Raw genomic sequence first — 14,534 nt, 5'->3', positions numbered from 1 at the left:
CTTGGCAGTGCAACCAAGAAGAGGAAAACACAATGGCTATTAATGTTAATACCAATGTCACATCGATGAAGGCGCAGAAGAACCTAAATACTTCTTCTCAAAATCTGGCAACCTCTATGGAGCGCTTGTCGAGTGGCCTTCGCATCAACAGTGCGAAAGACGATGCCGCCGGTCTTGCGATCTCAAACCGTTTGAACTCTCAGGTTCGTGGTCTTGAGGTGGGCATGCGCAACGCGAATGATGCTATCTCTATCGCGCAGATCTCTGAAGGCGCGATGCAAGAGCAAACCAACATGTTGCAGCGTATGCGTGATCTGTCGATTCAATCTGAAAACGGCGCCAACAGCACTGCCGACTTACAAGCGTTGAAAGACGAGATGGACCAGCTTGCAGAAGAGATCACCGCCATCGGTAACAGCACCGCCTTTGGTAACACTAAGTTGCTCACGGGTGAGTTTTCTGCTGGTAAGTTGTTCCAGGTGGGCCACCAGGACGGTGAAGATGTCACTATCTCAGTAGGCACATTGAACGCAGGTGTACTGTCAGTAAATAGCCTTACTGTGTTAACGTCAGCCGGCCGTGATGCTGCTATCGGTAAAATTGACGCGGCTATTAAGGTTATCGATACCCAGCGTGCCAAGTTAGGTGCGGTGCAAAACCGTCTGGCGCACAACATCAGTAACAGCGCCAATACTCAGGCTAACGTTGCCGATGCCAAGAGCCGCATCGTGGATGTGGATTTTGCCAAAGAAACCTCAACCATGACGAAAAACCAGGTGCTACAGCAGACAGGTTCTGCCATGTTGGCACAGGCTAACCAATTACCTCAGGTTGCCCTGTCACTACTGGGCTAATCCTTTAGATTTGGCCCACAATAAAACGGTGTAAATGAGTTTTTTGCACCGTTTTGTCGTCTTTTTTTGTAATAAGCTGTTGATAAATATGGGTTATAAAAAATAGTCTATTTTTTTATGAAAATTTTTCTAAAGATCGAAAACCCTCTGCCGTTAAATATACTGTAACCCAGTAAGACCGGCCTGGCTTAAGTAGACAGGCTTAGTTTTAAGCCAGGTATAAAGAGGAATCGATTATGGCTATTACAGTAAACACTAACGTAACATCTCTAAAAGCACAGAAAAACCTAAATGCTTCTAGCGGCAACCTAGCGACCTCTATGGAGCGTCTATCAAGTGGTCTTCGCATCAACAGTGCGAAAGACGATGCTGCCGGTCTTGCGATTTCGAACCGTCTGAACTCTCAGGTTCGTGGTCTTGAAGTTGGTATGCGTAACGCTAACGACGCTATCTCTATCGCTCAGATCTCTGAAGGCGCGATGCAAGAACAGACTAACATGCTGCAACGTATGCGTGACCTGACTATCCAGTCTGAAAACGGTGCGAACAGCGCAGATGACTTAGCCGCTCTGAAAGCAGAAATGGATCAGCTGGCTCTAGAAATCACCGAAATTGGTAACAACACTGCATTTGGTAACACCAAGCTGCTTGATGGTTCTTTCTCAGCAGGTAAGAGCTTCCAGGTTGGTCACCAAGACGGCGAAGATATCACTGTTAAGGTGGGCACTTCAGATGCGACCTCTCTAGGTGTTAATGCTCTGACTAACGCGACTTCTGCAAACCGTGGTTCGGCTCTTGCAGCTATCGATGCAGCAATCACTACTATCGATACTCAGCGCGCAGAACTTGGTGCGATTCAGAACCGTTTGGCACACAACATCAGCAACAGCGCTAACACTCAGGCTAACGTTGCTGATGCTAAGAGCCGTATCGTAGACGTGGATTTCGCGAAAGAAACCTCTGCTATGACTAAGAACCAAGTGCTTCAGCAAACAGGTTCGGCTATGCTAGCTCAAGCTAACCAGCTGCCACAGGTTGCCCTATCTTTACTCTAATAAAGTAATGGGTTAGACCGAGTTTGATGAAGACAAGGGAGGTTCGGCGACGGATCTCCCTTTCGTGATTTTAAGGATAAATTAACGAAGTAGAGGTATAGGTCATGGATATTAATACTGTTAATTCATCCAATGCTACAGCTGCTAAAATTGATATAGGCATGACGCCTGTTAAAGCAAATGCGGCAGAGGACGTGGAATTAGCCAAAGGATCGATAAAGGCGGTCGAACAGAGCAATCAAGCCGAAGCAGCGCAGGTCGAAGAGCAATCGCCCGAAGCGATGCAGAAGTTGGTCGAAGAGATGTCAAATATGATGTCTGTGATGCGTAAGGGCTTGGCCTTTAAGATTGATGAAGATTCTGGCACAAATATTGTTAGCGTTATGGATATTGATTCGGGTGATGTAATCCGTCAAATTCCAAACGAAGAAGCATTGAGGTTGGCACAGAAACTTTCTGAAGTCACTGGATTATTAATGAAAACTGAAGCTTAAGTTTCAGCTGGAGTTTGAGTAGAGGTAGTTATGGCATTAACGGCAACAGGCATAGGTTCAGGGCTTGATATCAACACGATTGTGGGGGTGCTGGTTGATGCTGAGAAGGTGCCTAAAGAAGCGATCTTTAATAAGACAGAAGACACAATCGATGCGAAAGTCTCGGCCATGGGCTCGCTAAAGAGTGCTCTGTCAAAGTTTCAGGATGCCCTTGAAAAACTCAAAGATGGCAGCAGTCTAAATCAACGTCAGGTTTCAACCGGTGACAGCAGCTTCTTTACGGCCACTGCCGATAAAAATGCGCAGACGGGTAGCTATAACATAGTCGTTGAGCAACTCGCCCAGCGTCACAAGGTGGCAGGGGCCTTCACGGCCGATGCCAGTGCAGCAGTAGGTGAGGGCAGTCTCGGCTTTACCGTAAATGGTCAGAGTTTCTCTGTCGATGTGGCCGCAGGCGACTCGCTGTCAGCCATTGCAGACAAGATTAACAGTGCCGACGACAATGTCGGGGTTACCGCAACGATAGTCACTACCGATGGTGGCAGTCGTCTGGTGATCAGTTCCGATACCGAAGGGCCGGATAATAACATCAGCGTAACTGCAAGCGATACCTCTGGTACAGGTCTTAGCGACATGTTTGGCGTAGGAAATCTGAGCGAAGTGCAGGCCGCCAAAGAGTCAATCGTCTACATTGATGGCCAGAAGCTACAGTCGCAAACCAACGAAATTAAAAATGCGATTGCCGGTGTGACCCTTAATCTTACCGACGCCGATCTTAATAAGACCTCAGTGCTTAAGATAGAACTCGATGAAGATGCGGTAAAAGAGAATGTTCAGGGTTTTGTCGACGCCTATAACAACCTGATGAGCACCATAGACAAGGTCTCTTCCTACGACGCAGAGAAAGAGAAAGCCTCTGCGCTTCAGGGGGATTCGATGATACGCTCAATTGAGTCTCAGATGCGTAATATGATCTCAAATCGTGTTGATCTTGGTGGTGGACAGTCGGTTGCCCTCTATGACATAGGTATAGAGGCAGATCGCTACGGCAAGCTGTCGGTTAATAGCACTAAGCTTGATAAAGCCATCAGTGAAGATATGAGTAGCATCGAGGGCTTGTTTGCGACAGATACCACAGGTTTGGCCAACAGATTGGACACCTTAGTTGAAGGTTATGTTAAGAGTGGTGGCCTGATCGATTCTCGTAATAATGCCTATACCGCCGATAAGAAACGCTTGGATGATCAGAGAGAAGCTTTTTCTTTGAAGATGGAACAATTACAAGCCCGTCTGTTCAAGCAGTTTAATGCGATGGATCTGGTTGTGGGTAAATTGAATCAACAGTCAGCAGGTATAGTTAACGGACTGAACTCGCTGCCAGGTGTTGTTTCTCAGAAGGGCTAATCGAGAGTGTTGTAAGAAGGAAGTGTATTGGAGCCTTTAGATAAGCTAAACGAACAAATTACCCAGGTCATGCGGCGTCTGGAACAGCTACCTGCCGAACAGGAAGACGCGGATGAGTTGGTATCGAACTTGCTAGACTTGGTTGGCAAGCGTCAACTTTTACTCGACGAGGTGCTCGCCTCACCTAAAGAGGAAGACAGAGCCCTATTGCAGACTCAGCTGGAATTAACCAGCAGCTTTACAACACAGGCGGTAAGCCTGTTAAAGCATCGTCAAGAGTTACTGCATGTCGGACGTAAGAGTCAACGCCAACTTAATGTTTATAAGTCTATAGATGCAGAAAGGTAGGTTTTTATGAGAAAGTCACTGCAGTCATATCGCAAGGTGTCATTAGAGAGCGAGATTTCAGTCGCTTCACCACACAGAATTATCCAGATGATGTTTGAAGGTGCGCTGCAACGATTGGCCCAGAGTCGTTATGCAATAGAAAACAATGATATAGAAAATAAAGGTATCTATATCGGCAAGGCCATAGGCATTATCACTGGGCTTAACAACAGTTTGAATATGGAAGCAGGTGGCGAGATCGCCAGTAACCTTAGCGACCTCTATGATTTCATGTTGCGTAAGATCTCCGAGGCCAACATGAATAACGATGTAAAGGCCATCGATGATGTGAGCGAGATCATCCGAACCATCAAGGAAGGGTGGGACGCGATTCCACAAAATGAACACCATTTAGCATCACACACAGAGGCAATTTAATCGCCTCGACTATCTTTCTGAACAACAACTTTTTGTCAGGCGTCAAATGATTGGCGCCCGATGCTTGATACGTTGAGAATTTGCTCTAAAATCAGATGAGTTTGTCAGAAAATGAATCTGATACTTGCTAATGTGCTGCTGATAATACACTATTCCGTGTGATAGTCATTTTTTGGAAAACTGGATTAAAACGATTATCTCGCTTTCGAAGCAACTAACACTAATAATTAATGCGAATAACACTGAGTGCTTTACGGCCTTCTTAAATGATGCATACAGATCAACGAATTCTACTTGTCGGTAATCAGTCAGAGCGAATTAATCGCTTATCTTGTGTTTTTGAGTTTCTTGGTGAGCAGGTCGAGTTGCTTGCCGTCGACAAACTCGAATCTCGAATGTCGAATACCCGCTATAGAGCACTTGTGATTGCACAAGAGGCGCAAAACAAGACCCTGTTGCAATCTATCGCCACCTCTATGCCTTGGCAGCCAATCTTGTTGTTGGGTTCCAATGGTGATGTGTCGGCAGGCAATGTGTTGGGGTGTATCGAAGAGCCGTTAAATTATCCTCAATTGACCGAGCTGCTGCATTTTTGCCAAGTGTTTGTGCAGGCTAAGCGTCCAGATATTCCTACCAGTGGTAACCAGACAAAACTGTTTCGCAGCCTAGTGGGCCGCAGTGAAGGTATCGCCCAGGTGCGTCACCTGATCAATCAGGTCGCGGGTTCAGATGCTACTGTCTTAGTCTTAGGCCAGTCCGGTACCGGCAAAGAGGTGGTCGCGCGCAATATCCATTATATTTCCGATCGCCGTGATGGACCTTTCATCCCAGTGAACTGTGGCGCCATCCCGCCAGAGCTACTCGAGAGTGAGCTGTTCGGTCACGAGAAGGGCTCATTTACCGGTGCGATCAGTGCCCGTAAGGGACGCTTTGAGCTTGCCGAAGGCGGAACCCTGTTCCTCGATGAGATAGGCGATATGCCCTTGCAGATGCAGGTGAAACTGCTGCGTGTGTTGCAAGAGCGCGTCTTCGAGCGTGTCGGTGGCAGCAAGCCTATTCATACCAATGTGCGTGTCATCGCGGCGACTCACAGAGAGCTTGAAACCATGATCGCCAATGGCGAGTTTAGGGAAGATCTCTTCTATCGCCTCAATGTGTTTCCCGTAGAGATGCCGGCCCTTTGCGAGCGCAAAGATGATATCCCACTCTTGCTGCAAGAATTAGTGAGCCGCGTCTATAACGAGGGACGTGGCAAGGTGCGTTTTACCCAGCGTGCGATTGAGTCACTCAAGGAACATAGCTGGTCGGGTAACGTGCGTGAACTCTCTAACCTGGTCGAGCGTCTGACTATCCTCTATCCGGGTGGCTTGGTTGATGTTAATGACCTGCCGCTTAAATACCGCCATATCGATGTGCCTGAATATCAGGTACAGGTCAGCGAAGAGGAGCTGGAACGCGATGCATTGGCCTCCATCTTCAGCGATGAGGTAGCGGTCGATATTCCCGAGAGCCGTTTCCCCAGCGAGTTGCCACCTGAAGGGGTGAATCTCAAGGACCTGTTGGCCGAGCTTGAGATCGATATGATTCGCCAGGCGCTGGATCAACAAGACAATGTGGTGGCCCGCGCTGCAGAAATGCTTGGCATCCGCCGTACCACACTGGTTGAGAAGATGCGCAAGTATGGCATGAGCAAAGATTAACTCCTGCTCGCCGCACTCCATAAACAAGGGCCCATTTCTGGGCCTTTGTCGTATCTGACTCATAATTCTCTGTTAATTCTGACTTTTTGTTAGCTTTTTAATTGGCATGTTACCTGCATCGGCCTGTTTAGCAGCAAATTATTGACGGAGTGGTTATGGCCGCGAATCCAAAGGTGGCATATACAGCGCAGGCGCAGGTAACACTGGCTCCTTCCCAAGTCATGGGGGGGGAGGTGGCAAACGATGCCATCTCCAGCCGCATGGAACATATACTCCAGGCTATGCCATCGGGCGTGGTGATCCTCAATGGCGATGGTGTGGTGACAGATGCCAACCCCGTTGCCGTGCAGTTGTTGGGGCAACCTCTGGCTGGGATGCGCTGGTTACAGGTGATCAACCGTGCCTTTTCGCCCCAAGATGACGACGGTCACGAGGTCTCGTTGAAAAACGGTCGTCGGGTAAAGCTGGCGATCACGCCGCTAACGCCCGAGCCTGGTCAGCTGATCGTCTTGACCGACTTGACCGAAACCCGTCTGCTACAGAAGAATCTCTCGCATCTGCAACGCCTCTCGGCCTTAGGTAAGATGGTGGCCAGCCTGGCCCATCAAGTGCGTACACCTTTGTCGGCAGCCTTACTCTACGCCGCAAATCTGGGGAGCCCTAAGCTGACTCAAGCCTCTCGGGAGCGTTTTCAGGGCAAGCTTATCGACAGGCTCAACGAACTGTCACAACAGGTGGATGACATGTTGCTGATGGCCAAGGGGCGTCAGCAGGAATTGACCGAAGTTTGCGACATGCAGCAGGTGATGACTAGCGTGATGGCCAACTGCGAGCCTATCGCCGAGCGTAAGGGCTGCCAGCTGCATCTTAAGCTAGACACTCACTTGCGCTTTAAGGCTAATCCGGCGGCGCTCAGTTCGGCGATCAACAATCTGGTGATGAACAGTATCGAGGCCGGGGCTAGTCAGATCTGGCTTAATGCCCAAGATGAGGCGGGGACTGTCGCCTTCGAGGTGGTCGACAACGGTAAGGGGCTAGATGCCAACATGCAGGAGAAGGTGTTAGAGCCTTTCTTCACCACTAAGGCCCAAGGCACAGGTCTGGGCTTAGCGGTCGTGCAGACGGTTGTGGCAAATCATCAGGGCCGCTTGCAACTCAATTGTATCGCGGGAAAGGGATGTCGCGCCTCATTTAACCTGCCGGCTGTTTCGGCCGATTCTGGGCTGGAGGTAAGCCATGGCTGAAGCCAAGATATTACTCGTTGAAGATGATGCGTCGCTGCGCGAAGCCCTAGTCGATACCTTGTTGCTGGCGCAGTATGACTGTGTCGATGTGGAATCGGCCGAGGCGGCCATCGTCGCGCTCAAGGGCCAGGAATTCGACATGGTGATCAGCGACGTGCAGATGGAGGGGATAGGCGGCCTAGGGCTGGTGAACTATCTTCAGCAGCATAACGCCCAGATGCCCATCTTATTGATGACGGCTTTTGCCACCATAGACAGTGCGGTAAGTGCCATTAAACTCGGCGCGGTGGACTATCTGGCGAAACCCTTCGCCCCTGAGGTCTTGCTCAACCAAGTGTCTCGTTATCTCAAACCTAAGCTTATCGAAGATCAACCTGTGGTGGCCGACGAGCGTAGCCTGGCACTCTTGGCGCTGGCTCAGAAGGTGGCCCAATCCGATGCCTCTGTGATGATCATGGGGCCGAGTGGCTCGGGTAAAGAGGTGCTTGCCCGCTATATTCATCAACACAGCCAGCGTGCCAGCGAGCCATTTGTGGCAATCAACTGCGCGGCAATTCCTGAAAATATGCTCGAAGCCACACTGTTTGGCTACGAGAAGGGGGCCTTTACTGGGGCCTATCAGGCCTGTCCCGGTAAGTTTGAACAGGCCCAGGGCGGAACCTTGTTGCTCGATGAGATCTCCGAGATGGATTTGGGGCTGCAGGCCAAGCTGCTCAGGGTGTTGCAAGAGCGAGAAGTCGAGCGACTCGGCGGCCGTAAGACGATCAAACTCGATGTGCGAGTGCTGGCCACCTCTAACCGAGATCTTAAGGCGATGGCGACCAAAGGCGATTTTAGGGAAGACCTCTATTACCGCATCAATGTGTTCCCGCTGACCTGGCCGGCGCTGCATCAACGCCCGGCGGATATCTTGCCGCTGGCGAGGCACCTAGTGTTGCGTCATGCCAAGGCTGCCGGTTTAGCCGTGGCGCCAAGCCTGGACGATCAGGCAAGCAGGCGTCTATTGGGACACAGGTGGCCGGGTAACGTGCGAGAGCTGGATAACGTGGTTCAGCGCGCCCTGATCTTACAGACAGGCGACACCATCTGCGCCAAGGATATCGTTATCGATACTCAGGATGTGATGCTGGAACCTATCTTTGAGAGTGAAAAGGTAGCCGAGCCTGAGGGGCTGGGGGATGAGCTCAAGGCACAGGAACATGTGATCATCCTAGAGACCCTTAATCAGTGCAACGGCAGTCGCAAGCAGGTGGCCGAAAAGCTGGGTATCAGCGCCCGAACCCTGAGATATAAGATGGCGCGTATGCGCGACATGGGTATTCAGATCCCTGCCTGATAGGCGTAGCCGTTTTGGTCGTTCTGCGTTAGTGAAGGAAGCAAACCGCCGCTTTAGCGTCTCCACCGCCCATTTGAACATTTCGAAGCCGACACCCAATCTGGGTTTGTCGGCTTTTTCTATTTTTGGCAAACATATTGCATTGGTCTGAATAAGAATAGATTTCGTCAATTTCACGACGATAGCGGAGGCCAAGATGCAGATAGGTGCCAATTCATTACTGCAAGAGATGCAGACACTCACGGGCGAAATAAAGCCTAATGGGATCACACCTAATATCACCCAGCAGGTGGCGAACACCAGTGGTAGCGACTTTGGCAGCCTCTTGTCTGAAGCTGTGGGCAATGTAAATGCGCTGCAGGCCACCTCATCCTCGCTGCAGACACGTCTGGATATGGGCGACACCCGGGTGACACTGTCAGATACCGTGATCGCCAGAGAGAAGGCCAGCGTGGCATTCGAGGCCACCGTTCAGGTGCGCAACAAGCTGGTGGAAGCCTATAAAGAGATCATGAGTATGCCTGTCTAGGCATGGACTCCCTAAAGATTAAGAAAGATAACGGCAGGTATTTATCGTGAGCACAGATATGGTAGTCGGAACTGGCGCTGGCACAACACAGGATATGTTGGCAGGCGGCGTACAAGAAGAACATAAGCCGAGCGGCGGAATGTTTGGCGGTGTCGACATGCTCAGACAGATCACCATGATCCTGGCGCTGGCTATCTGTCTGGCGTTGGCCGTCTTCGTCATGTTGTGGGCCCAGGAGCCCGAATACCGTCCTCTGGGTAAGATGGATACCCAGGAGATGGTGCAGGTTCTGGATGTGCTGGACAAGAACAAGGTCAACTATCAGATCGATGTCGACGTGCTCAAGGTGCCGGAAGATCAGTACCAAGACGTCAAGATGATGCTGAGCCGCGCCGGTATCGATAACTCGCCTAACCGTGATGACTACCTCTCTAAAGACAGCGGCTTTGGCGTGAGCCAGCGCATGGAGGCCGCCAGACTCAAGAACAGTCAGGAGCAAAATCTGGCGCGCACCATCGAAGAGTTAAAGAGCGTCAGCCGAGCCAAGGTGATCCTGGCCATTCCTAAAGAGAATGTATTTGCCCGCAATCGCTCTAAGCCCAGCGCGACCGTGGTGGTTAATACCCGTCGTGGTGGTCTGGGTCAGGAGGAGGTCGATTCCATCGTAGATATCGTTGCCTCGGCGGTGCACGGTCTCGAGCCGACTCGGGTTACCGTCACCGATGCTAACGGTCGCCTGCTAAACTCAGGCAGCCAAACCGCAGGCTCGGCCAGAGCCAGACGCGAGCTCGAGCTGGTGCAGCAGAAAGAAGCCGAATACCGCAGCAAGATTGAATCGATTCTGATGCCGATTCTGGGACCGGAGAACTTTACCGCCCAGGTCGACGTGAACATGGACTTCACCTCGGTCGAGCAGACCGCCAAGCGTTATAACCCGGATCTGCCCGCGGTGCGTAGCGAGATGACGGTTGAGAATAACTCTACCGGTGCCAGCACTGGCGGCATCGCCGGCGCGCTGAGCAACCAGCCGCCGATGGAAGCCAATATTCCTCAGCAGGCCACCGGCACTAGCGCTCAGGAGCAGACCCTGCCGGGTTCCAGCCACAAGGAGGCGACCCGCAACTATGAGCTAGACACCACCATCAGCCATACCCGCCAGCAGGTGGGCGTGGTGAGACGGGTTAGCGTGTCGGTGGCGGTCGATTTCAAGACGGGACCGGCCGGTGAAGACGGTCAGGTGACCCGCGTTGCTCGCACCGAGCAGGAGCTGAGTAACATACGCCGTTTGCTAGAAGGGGCCGTAGGCTTCAACACTCAGCGTGGCGACATGATAGAGGTGGTCACAGTTCCCTTCATGGATCAACTGGTAGAAGAGGCGCCGGCGCTGGCCATCTATGAGGAGCCTTGGTTCTGGCGAGCCATCAAGCTGGTGATGGGCGGTCTAATTATCCTGGTGCTTATTCTGTTCGTGGTGCGCCCTATGCTTAAGCGCCTTATCTACCCAGATGGTCAGAAGATGCCAGATGCGCCATCCTTGGGTGATGAGTTAGCGGAAATTGAAGACCAATACGCCGCCGATACCCTTGGCATGCTCAATCGTCCCGATGCGGAATACAGCTATGCCGACGATGGGTCAATTTTGATACCGGATCTGCATAAAGACGATGATATGATAAAGGCCATACGTGCATTGGTGGCCAACGAGCCTGAGTTGTCTACGCAAGTCGTCAAGGGATGGTTACAAGAAAATGAGTAAAGACAAAGAGATCGACACAGCTAACGGTGAGTTCAATACCAAAGATCTGACCGGTATCGAGAAGACAGCCATCCTGCTGCTCAGCCTTAGCGAAGCCGACGCCGCCTCAATCCTAAAACACCTCGAGCCTAAGCAGGTGCAGAAGGTGGGTATGGCCATGGCGGCCATGAAAGACTTCGGCCAAAACAAGGTGATCGGCGTACACAAGCTGTTTCTGGAGGAGGTACAGAAATACTCCTCCATCGGCTTTAACAGCGAAGAGTTTGTGCGTAATGCCCTTACCGCCGCCCTGGGTGAAGATAAGGCGGGTAACCTTATCGAGCAGATCATCATGGGGGGCGGTGCCAAGGGCCTAGAATCACTCAAGTGGATGGACGCCCGTCAGGTGGCCACCATCATTCAGAACGAACACCCGCAGATCCAGACGATTGTGCTCTCCTATCTCGAGCCGGATCAGGCCGCCGAAATTTTTGCCCAGGCACCGGAAAATACCCGTCTAGATTTGATGATGCGTATCGCCAACCTCGAAGAGGTGCAACCGGCGGCGCTGCAAGAGCTAAACGACATCATGGAGAAACAGTTTGCCGGTCAGGGCGGCGCGCAGGCGGCGAAGATGGGCGGCCTGAAGGCGGCGGCCAACATCATGAACTACCTGGATACTGGCGTCGAAAGCCAGCTAATGGAGACGCTGCGCGAGACCGACGAAGAGATGGCGCAGCAGATCCAAGATCTGATGTTTGTCTTCGAAAACCTGGCAGATGTCGACGACATGGGGATTCAGACCTTGCTGCGTGAAGTACAGCAGGATGTGTTGATGAAAGCCCTCAAGGGCGCGGACGATCAACTCAAAGAGAAGATCCTCGGCAACATGTCCAAGCGTGCCGCCGAGCTGCTTAAAGACGATCTCGAAGCCATGGGCCCAATACGGATCAGCGAAGTGGAAGTGGCTCAGAAGGAGATCCTCTCTATTGCTCGTCGCTTAAGCGATGCCGGTGAGATCATTCTAGGTGGTAGCGGCGGAGAAGAGTTCCTCTAATGACCATGTCTGGCGACAAGAAGCCCCAAGAGGGCCAAGGCGTACACACCACACAAGCCGATTTTAGCCATTGGCAGCTGCCCGATGTAACTCCTGTGGTGAATGAGCCCAAGGAGAACATGTTCGGCCGCATCGCGCCGCAAAAGGCAGCAAAGCCGATCGATGAGCCCGTTATGCCTCCCACCCTGGAAGAGATCGAGTCGATCCGCGCTGAGGCCGAGGCCGAAGGCTTCGCTCAGGGCCAGGAAGCCGGCATGGCCAAAGGCTTGGAAGAGGGCAGACTGAAAGGCCTGGAGCAGGGCCACGAAGAGGGCTACCGTCAAGGCCAGGCTCAGGGTATGGAGGCCGGCCTCGCCGAGGCCAAACAGACGATTGCGAAATTTGAAGCCCTGATGCAGCAGCTATCAATGCCGCTTTCCCTGCTCGACACCGAAATAGAACAAGCCCTGGTTCAACTCAGCATGACCCTGGCCAAGGCGGTGATCGGCCATGAGCTTAAGACACATCCCGAACATATTCTCGCCGCCCTGCGTCAAGGGGTCGACGCCCTACCGCTCAAGGAGCAGGGGGCGCATCTGCGTCTACATCCAGAGGATCTCGCTATCGTCGAGCGACTCTATGAAAGCGCGCAGCTAACAAAAAATCATTGGGAGTTAGAGGCAGACCCAACCTTGAGCCGCGGCGAGTGTATCGTAAGCAACAGCCGTAGCCGGGTGGATATGGGGCTGGAGCATCGCATCAAGGCGGTGTTCGATAAGCTTATCGCCAGTGAGCAGCGCCTCGAGCAGCAAAGGCTACAACAGATAGCTGCCATGGAGAAGCTTCCCGAGCATCAAGACCAAAACCAAGACCAAAACCAAGACCTAGACGGCGACGCTGCGCAAGCGGGCCTCGAAACAGATAGCCAGGCAAGCGATCCGCAACAAACGCAAGCAGTTGACGCATCGCAAGTCGCGCCGAGCGACCAGATTGCACCGGAAGCACCGCAAGAGACGAGCCCAGATGAAGACACGTCAAAACCGGCTTCTTGATAAGTTAAGGCAGCATACCCAGGCGGTCGCCCCTTTTATGCCGGAGGCCTCGGGCCAGCTGGTGCGCGTGGTGGGCCTCACGCTGGAGGCTACCGGCTGCAAGGCGCCCGTGGGCAGTCTGTGTAGCATAGCCACCATGGCAGGAGATCTGATCGCCGAGGTGATAGGCTTCGATGACAAGCTACTCTATTTGATGCCCATCGAGGAGCTAAGCGGCGTAATGCCAGGTGCCAAGGTGACGCCGCTGGGTGAGCAGACAGGGCTGAATGTCGGCATGGGCCTGCTTGGCCGCGTGCTCGATGGCAATGGTGCGCCGATTGACGGCTTGGGGCAGCTGCATACCGATCAGAAAGCCACTCGCCATGCCACCATGTTAAATCCCTTGGCGCGCCGCGCCATCAGTGAACCTTTGGATGTGGGGGTGCGCGCCATCAACGCCATGTTGACTGTAGGTAAGGGACAACGTATGGGCCTGTTTGCCGGTTCGGGTGTGGGTAAGAGTGTGCTGCTGGGCATGATGACCCGGGGCACCACGGCCGATGTGATCGTGGTTGGTCTGGTCGGTGAGCGTGGCCGCGAAGTGAAAGAGTTTATCGAGGAGATCCTGGGCGCCGAGGGACGTGCCCGCAGCGTGGTGGTGGCGGCGCCCGCCGATACCTCGCCGCTGATGCGTCTTCGAGCCTGTGAGACCTCGACCCGTATCGCCGAGTATTTTCGCGATCTGGGTTATAACGTATTGCTGCTGATGGATAGCCTGACCCGTTACGCCCAGGCCCAGCGTGAGATCGCCCTGGCCGTCGGTGAGCCGCCGGCCACCAAGGGCTATCCGCCCTCTGTGTTTGCCAAGCTGCCTAAACTGGTGGAGCGCGCTGGCAACGGCGGCGCTGGCCAGGGCTCAATTACCGCCTTCTATACCGTGCTGACCGAGGGGGATGACCTGCAGGATCCGATCGCGGATGCGGCGCGGGCGATCCTCGATGGTCATATCGTCTTATCGCGGGCATTAGCCGATTCGGGTCATTACCCGGCCATCGATGTCGAGGCCTCTATCAGTCGTGTGGCACCTATGGTGATCAGTGATGCTCATCTGGAGGCGACACGCCGGGTGAAGCAGATGTATTCTCTTTACCAACAGAACCGCGACCTTATCTCTATCGGTGCCTATACTCAGGGGAGTGACCCTCGTATCGATAACGCCATAAGGCTGCAGCCAGCCATGAATGCCTTCTTGCGCCAGACCATGAAGGAAGCCATCAGCTTCGATTCCAGCGCCTTGATGCTGGGGCAATTGAGCGCCCAGTGTCAGGTCTAGCCTGAATTTTATCGGAGA

The 14,534-nt window shown here is 52.7% G+C and carries 14 protein-coding genes; all 14 read left to right on the top strand.

Annotated elements, in window-relative coordinates:
* Positions 1-32 precede the first annotated feature (32 nt).
* The 14 genes from K0H81_RS13275 to fliI all read left to right on the top strand — a co-directional run bounded on the left by K0H81_RS13275 (position 33) and on the right by fliI (position 14,516).
* Positions 33-854, top strand: a complete 822-nt coding sequence (locus K0H81_RS13275; protein ID WP_041510626.1) for a flagellin N-terminal helical domain-containing protein — start codon at positions 33-35, stop codon at positions 852-854.
* Positions 855-1,090: 236 nt separating this feature from the next.
* Positions 1,091-1,909, top strand: coding sequence for a flagellin N-terminal helical domain-containing protein (locus K0H81_RS13270; protein ID WP_041510627.1), 819 nt, complete (start codon positions 1,091-1,093; stop codon positions 1,907-1,909).
* Between the two features lie 104 nt (positions 1,910-2,013).
* The gene (locus K0H81_RS13265) at positions 2,014-2,403 is read left to right on the top strand and encodes a flagellar protein FlaG (RefSeq protein ID WP_220058621.1); all 390 of its coding nucleotides are present in this window, start codon (positions 2,014-2,016) and stop codon (positions 2,401-2,403) included.
* A 30-nt stretch (positions 2,404-2,433) separates the two neighbouring features.
* Positions 2,434-3,807, top strand: a complete 1,374-nt coding sequence (gene fliD, locus K0H81_RS13260) for a flagellar filament capping protein FliD (protein ID WP_144204200.1) — start codon at positions 2,434-2,436, stop codon at positions 3,805-3,807.
* A gap of 27 nt (positions 3,808-3,834) precedes the next feature.
* Positions 3,835-4,155, top strand: a complete 321-nt coding sequence (locus K0H81_RS13255; protein WP_144204201.1) for a hypothetical protein — start codon at positions 3,835-3,837, stop codon at positions 4,153-4,155.
* A gap of 6 nt (positions 4,156-4,161) precedes the next feature.
* Positions 4,162-4,572 carry a flagellar export chaperone FliS gene (gene fliS / locus K0H81_RS13250; RefSeq protein ID WP_144204202.1) on the top strand — a complete coding sequence of 137 codons (411 nt, stop codon included), beginning with the start codon at positions 4,162-4,164 and terminating at the stop codon, positions 4,570-4,572.
* A gap of 266 nt (positions 4,573-4,838) precedes the next feature.
* Complete coding sequence (locus K0H81_RS13245; RefSeq protein ID WP_220044735.1) at positions 4,839-6,272, top strand: sigma-54 dependent transcriptional regulator; 1,434 nt, start codon at positions 4,839-4,841, stop codon at positions 6,270-6,272.
* Between the two features lie 221 nt (positions 6,273-6,493).
* Positions 6,494-7,516 (top strand): sensor histidine kinase, encoded by a 1,023-nt coding sequence (locus K0H81_RS13240; protein WP_434086888.1) that lies wholly within the window; start codon positions 6,494-6,496, stop codon positions 7,514-7,516.
* On the top strand, positions 7,509-8,852 hold the full coding sequence (locus K0H81_RS13235) for a sigma-54-dependent transcriptional regulator (protein ID WP_220058619.1): 1,344 nt from the start codon (positions 7,509-7,511) through the stop codon (positions 8,850-8,852). The genes K0H81_RS13240 and K0H81_RS13235 overlap by 8 nt, the downstream gene beginning before the upstream one ends.
* 196 nt (positions 8,853-9,048) lie before the next feature.
* A complete protein-coding gene (gene fliE, locus K0H81_RS13230; RefSeq protein WP_011865166.1) occupies positions 9,049-9,381 on the top strand; it encodes a flagellar hook-basal body complex protein FliE in 333 nt (110 codons plus the stop codon).
* A 58-nt stretch (positions 9,382-9,439) separates the two neighbouring features.
* On the top strand, positions 9,440-11,137 hold the full coding sequence (fliF, locus tag K0H81_RS13225) for a flagellar basal-body MS-ring/collar protein FliF (protein ID WP_220044738.1): 1,698 nt from the start codon (positions 9,440-9,442) through the stop codon (positions 11,135-11,137).
* On the top strand, positions 11,130-12,173 hold the full coding sequence (gene fliG, locus K0H81_RS13220; protein WP_011865168.1) for a flagellar motor switch protein FliG: 1,044 nt from the start codon (positions 11,130-11,132) through the stop codon (positions 12,171-12,173). The genes fliF and fliG overlap by 8 nt, the downstream gene beginning before the upstream one ends.
* The gene (fliH, locus tag K0H81_RS13215; protein WP_220058618.1) at positions 12,173-13,204 is read left to right on the top strand and encodes a flagellar assembly protein FliH; all 1,032 of its coding nucleotides are present in this window, start codon (positions 12,173-12,175) and stop codon (positions 13,202-13,204) included. The genes fliG and fliH overlap by 1 nt, the downstream gene beginning before the upstream one ends.
* Positions 13,176-14,516 carry a flagellar protein export ATPase FliI gene (gene fliI / locus K0H81_RS13210; protein WP_144204208.1) on the top strand — a complete coding sequence of 447 codons (1,341 nt, stop codon included), beginning with the start codon at positions 13,176-13,178 and terminating at the stop codon, positions 14,514-14,516. The genes fliH and fliI overlap by 29 nt, the downstream gene beginning before the upstream one ends.
* Positions 14,517-14,534: the final 18 nt, after the last annotated feature.

Origin of the sequence: Shewanella halotolerans (assembly GCF_019457535.1) — a bacterium.
Taxonomy (GTDB): domain Bacteria; phylum Pseudomonadota; class Gammaproteobacteria; order Enterobacterales; family Shewanellaceae; genus Shewanella; species Shewanella halotolerans.
Note: the sequence above shows the minus strand (reverse complement) of the source record. Positions and strands in the feature narration are given on the sequence as shown.